This is a genomic window from Anaerohalosphaeraceae bacterium, from assembly GCA_037479115.1.
Taxonomy (GTDB): domain Bacteria; phylum Planctomycetota; class Phycisphaerae; order Sedimentisphaerales; family Anaerohalosphaeraceae; genus JAHDQI01.
On the sequence record JBBFLK010000048.1, the window covers coordinates 1 to 4916 of the forward strand.

Below are 4916 nucleotides of genomic sequence, written 5' to 3' on the forward strand. Positions count from 1 at the left end.
TTTTGCCCGGATGAATCCGCGGATTCAAATCGGCATGTGGTTCTGGTGGTGAGAAACAGAGGCACAAACAAAATCCTGAGCGTATAGATGAATTCAAACAGCTCCCAACATGCAAGGTTTTTACGGCTGTATGCGGGCATACAGACCAAGCTGTTTGCCTTTATTTTGTCTGTGGTTCACAACCGCAATGACGCCGAGGAACTGTTTCAGGAGACCAGCGTAATTTTGTGGGAACGGTTTGAAACGTATGATTCTGACAAATCGTTTGCCTCCTGGGCACTGGGTATCGCCCGCAATAAGGTTCTGGAGTACCTGCGTGCCAATAAGCGGTCTCGGAAACTGTTTTCGGATTCGGTGTACGAGCAGATTCTTCGGATCGCCGAAAGCGGCGAGGATGATATCAGCCAGCGGGTTTCCGCTTTAAAGACGTGTCTTCAGACGCTGAAAGAGATGGATCGTAAATTGATTTCTTTTCGTTTTCACGAGAATATTCCGGTCAAACTTCTTTCGCAGCATACGGGGCGTTCGGCGGATTCACTGTATAAGAGTTTGTCCCGAATCTTTCATTTTCTCAAGCTGTGCATTGAGCGCAAGCTTGCCGGAGAGGCTGTATGACGCAGAATCCGAAACAATCTTTCTCGACATATGAATTCCTTCTGCGGCTGCTCGAAGGCGATCTGAACGATGCAGGAGCGGCAAAGCTGGAGAAATGGTTTCAGCAGCCCGGTTCAGCGCGGTTTTATTGGGACTTTATCAAGACCTATACGGCCCTCAAAATTCATGAAGAGTCGCGTCTGGAGATGGAGGATTCTTCCGCCGGTTCAGACAGTCTGCTGAATGCGGAGCTGTGGAAAGCTCTGGCTCAGGATGAACAGACGGCGCCGGAGATCCCGATTTCGAAGGAAGTAATGAAAGAGAAAGCTCCTCCGGTCAATCGAGCTCCGCAAGCGCGTCCGCGGGTGAGCAAGCTGTCCATTTATACGCTGATTCTTTCCACCGCGGCGATTTTGATGGTTGTCGTCTATGCTCATCTGGTCACCTTCCGCAGGGGGGTGGAGGTGGCAACCCTGGAGGACAGCATCCAGGCCAAATGGGGGGAATCGGACGGGATGCTGAAGGCCGGAACGCGTCTGACGACCCGCAGAAGCCATTACCTGCGTGGAGGGGTCGCCAGTCTGAAGTTTGACAACAATGCAGTTGTAACGGTGGAAGGGCCGGCGGAATTTGAGCTTGTTTCCGAAGACCGGATTCGAATGCAGTACGGCCGTCTTTACTGCATTGTGCCGCAGGAGGCGCTTGGGTTCTCTGTGGTGACGCCCACGGTCATGGTGGTGGATTTGGGAACCGAGTTCGGCGTCCAGGCGGATTTCAACGGGACGACGGAGCTCCATGTGAGTCGGGGGCTGACGCGGCTTTTGTCCGGTGATAAACAGCGGAAAGTCAGTGTAGAGGCCAGAGAAGGAATGGGGTGGCGGGTATGCGGGCTGAGCTCTGAAGTCCTGCAGATCCCGATGGCTGAGTCGCTGTTTGTTCGGCGGATTAATTCGAAAGCGAATGTCGTCTGGCGGGGGCAAAAGTCCCTCAGTCTGGCCGATATTGTCGGCGGCGGCAACGGCTGGGGAACCGGGGTTCCGGAAACAGCCATCGACCCGCGTTCCGGCAAACGGGGCGGATACCGTGCGGAAGACCGGGAAGGAACTCGCGAATACCGTGTCCTGGCCGCAGAACGCTATATCGACGGAGTTTTTGTGCCCGAAGGCAGCCGGCCGCAGGTGGTCAGCAGTCAGGGGCATATTTTCCAGGAATGCCCGCCGACGAACAACATCTTCTTTGTGGAAATCGTCAACGGTTCAGCCCGAGAGGCAGCGGCGGCGATTCGCGGCGAGGCCACCTGCCGAATCGGCGAACGGGAATTCGGAACCGCGGATTACCCGGCCATTTTCATGCATGCTAATCTGGGCATTACGTTCGATTTAAATGCCATTCGTCGAGATTTGCCGACGGGATTTCGTTTCACCCACTTTGCGGCGGATGCCGGTTTGTCCTCGGATATTGACCGGACCCCCAATGCGGAGGTTTGGGTGCTGGTTGATGGACAAGTGCAGTTCAGGACGCGGCTGACGGACAAAGCCCAGGTGGTTCCGATTCGGGTTGCCCTTAAGGAAACGGAACGGTTTTTGACGCTGGTGACGACCGACGGACAGGATGTGGACCATCCGGACCAGCCGGGAGCACGAGCGTCCGATTCGGACTGGTGTGTGTTCGGTCATCCTCGACTGGAACTGTGATGTTGTTCCGAGAACAGAAGGAAATAGGAGTGTGAAGTGTGTGCTGTGAGGGATTTTGAGAAGTAAACTGGTATGAACTTTTTGTGGAGGAAAGAAGCGATGAAAAGCAGGATTTTTATGGTATTGGGCATTTTGTGTGTGGCGACGATGTCAGTGCAGGCATCGACAGTTGCGTACTGGCGGTTTGAGGAAGGCCCGGACCGGGCTCAGGTTTCACACGGCGGGATGCCGGACGGCGTATTTTATGAAGGAACGGCTGACAGCTCCGGCAACGGCTATGGTCTTTCTGTGTGGACGGAAGGGTGGGCTGGATACGAATATCGCAGCGATGTGGGGATTTCCTACATTCCTCTGACGGGCCAGCCGAATCAGTTTGCCGTCAAGAACACCGGCGGATATCCCACGCTGTTTACCAGTCCGGATGCCGAGATACGAACCATTACCCCTTCGGCTTTTACCATTGAGGCGACCTTTAAGCTGGAAAACGGCGGCTGGCGGACGATTGTAGGACGCGACAGCCGCGGGGCATATGCAGGAAATCCTGACCTGGCGGCCCTGTATTTCCAGGCAACTCCCGGCAACCGGCTGGCGATTAAGTTCTGCGATGTGTCCGGCTATTGGCATGAAGCGGTGTCTGCCGAGAACGTTTTTACCGGTTTTGACTGGGGGACAAATCCGGACGGCATCGGGGTTCCGTGGTACAGCATGGCAGCGGTGAGCGACGGTTCGACGCTTTCTCTGTATCTGCTTCAGATTGGGGCCGGCACCGGCTGGCAGCTGATTGCTCAGACGGATATTTCCGCCAGCGGAAGTCCGAATACAGCCCTGACGATGGGACAGGGCAGCGGAAATGACTGGATTGCCGGCACGTGGACAGTCGGCCGCGGGATGTATGCCGGTGGTCATACGGACCGGGCGTACGGGTTCCTGGATGAGGTTCGCATTTCGGATACGGCTCTGTCGGTCAGCGAGTTTCTGATTCCGGAACCGGCCAGCATTGTTTTGGTAGGGTTGGGTGCACTGGGGCTGCTTCGCCGCAGCAAGTAAAGGAAAACGGTTTTTTGCAGGAGACAGATATGAAAAAAGTATGTATAGCAGCAGCGGTGTTGTGTCTGGTCAGCATGCCTGTTCTGGCCAACACGGTTGCTTATTGGCGGTTTGAAGGCGGAACGGCGGGGTCTTGTGTGACTCACACAGGTTCGAATGGGGTTTATTATCCGGACATTCCGGATGTGTCGGGTAACGGCAATCATCTGTGTGTTTGGCAGACTTGCGGGGGCGGCGGATATATCTACCGCTCCGAAGTGGGCACGCCGAAGCTCCGCCTGACCGGAGAGGCGAATCTGCTGAGCGTGAAGAACTCCGGCGGCGGGCCGGCCATGTGGTGTTCGGCCCCGGGGCTCCAGTATATGACGCCCGCCCAGTTTACGATCGAGGCCATTTTCAAGCTGGAAAACGGCGGCTATCGGACGATTGTGGGGCGGGACAGTTATGGAACGAATACAGCTGGACCTACCACAAACAGCGCCTTGGCGGCTCTTTATCTGCAGGCGATTCCGAATAACGGGCTGGCGATTAAGTTCTGTGACGTGTCCGGCTACTGGCATGAGGCCGTTTCAGAAACGAATATTTTTACAGGGTTTAACTGGAGCTCCAATCCGGATGGAGTCGGGGTTCCGTGGTATGCGATTGCCGCTGTCAGTGACGGCAAGACCCTGTCGCTGTATTTGATGGAGCTGGGCGTTGACACGGAATATCGGCTGATTGCCCAGACGGATCTGACGGCCAGCGGGAGCCCGAATACGGCCCTGACGGCCGGCGCCGGCGATGGAAGCGACTGGGATGCGGGCGACTGGTCGGTCGGCCGCGGACTGTATAACGGCGGCCATACGGACCGCGCCTACGGCTATATTGATGAAGTGCGGATTTCCGATTCGGCTCTGACTCCGGCTTCCTTCCTGATGGGCTCCAGCGCCTATTCGCCGTCGGTGCAGCTCCAGCCGGATTTGGTGCATAACAATGTCCAGGCAACCCTTCAGTGGAAGGCCCCGCGGGACCCGGACCTGAATTCTCCGTATCTGGTCAACCCGGCGGTGGTGGACCAGTATGTGTTTGTCCGGAATGCGGCCTCTGCGGATCCGAACCTGTATTATGTCGGTGCAACCGGCGTGGACCCGGGGAATACACCGGAGTCTTCTTATCAGATGACCTGGGATTTTGATGCGGTCTATCAGTGGGCGATTGTGGCTGCACTGGAAGGTTTCGAGCAGTCATTTACGGTTGGGCAGAGTACGCTGCTGAATGTGGACCCGAACAATCCGGTCAGTGAGATTTGGACGTTTGAGTCGCTGTACTCTTCGCCGGTAGTTACAAAGGACCCCGCAGGCGTGACGGTGGATGCGGGCGGAACCGCTGTGTTTGAAGTCGAAGCATTCAGCGTCAGTCCGGCCGTTTATCGGTGGTACAAGTCTACGGACAAGTCGAATGCGACGCCTGCGGATGATGTCCAGGTGGGCGCCGGCAGTCCGATGCTGACGATTTCCAACGTGTCTGTTGCGGACGAAGGATTCTATTACCGTTTCCATTAAATAAGTTTTAGTTTTGTTGAGTTTGTTTATTGCGATACCT

The 4916-nt window shown here is 55.7% G+C and carries 4 protein-coding genes; all 4 read left to right on the top strand.

Going from position 1 to position 4916, the window contains the following annotated elements; all coding sequences use genetic code 11:
- The first annotated feature begins 87 nt into the window (after positions 1 to 87).
- The 4 genes from WHS88_12605 (at position 88) to WHS88_12620 (ending at position 4876) form a co-directional block, all read left to right on the top strand.
- Complete coding sequence (locus WHS88_12605) at positions 88 to 615, top strand: sigma-70 family RNA polymerase sigma factor (GenBank protein MEJ5261020.1); 528 nt, start codon at positions 88 to 90, stop codon at positions 613 to 615.
- Entirely contained in the window at positions 612 to 2288 is a 1677-nt protein-coding gene (locus WHS88_12610; protein ID MEJ5261021.1) for a hypothetical protein, read from the top strand. Before WHS88_12605 ends, WHS88_12610 begins: the two co-directional genes overlap by 4 nt.
- A 99-nt stretch (positions 2289 to 2387) precedes the next feature.
- A complete protein-coding gene (locus tag WHS88_12615) occupies positions 2388 to 3335 on the top strand; it encodes a PEP-CTERM sorting domain-containing protein (protein ID MEJ5261022.1) in 948 nt (315 codons plus the stop codon).
- A 29-nt stretch (positions 3336 to 3364) separates the two neighbouring features.
- Entirely contained in the window at positions 3365 to 4876 is a 1512-nt protein-coding gene (locus tag WHS88_12620) for an immunoglobulin domain-containing protein (protein MEJ5261023.1), read from the top strand.
- The last annotated feature ends 40 nt before the right edge of the window (positions 4877 to 4916 follow it).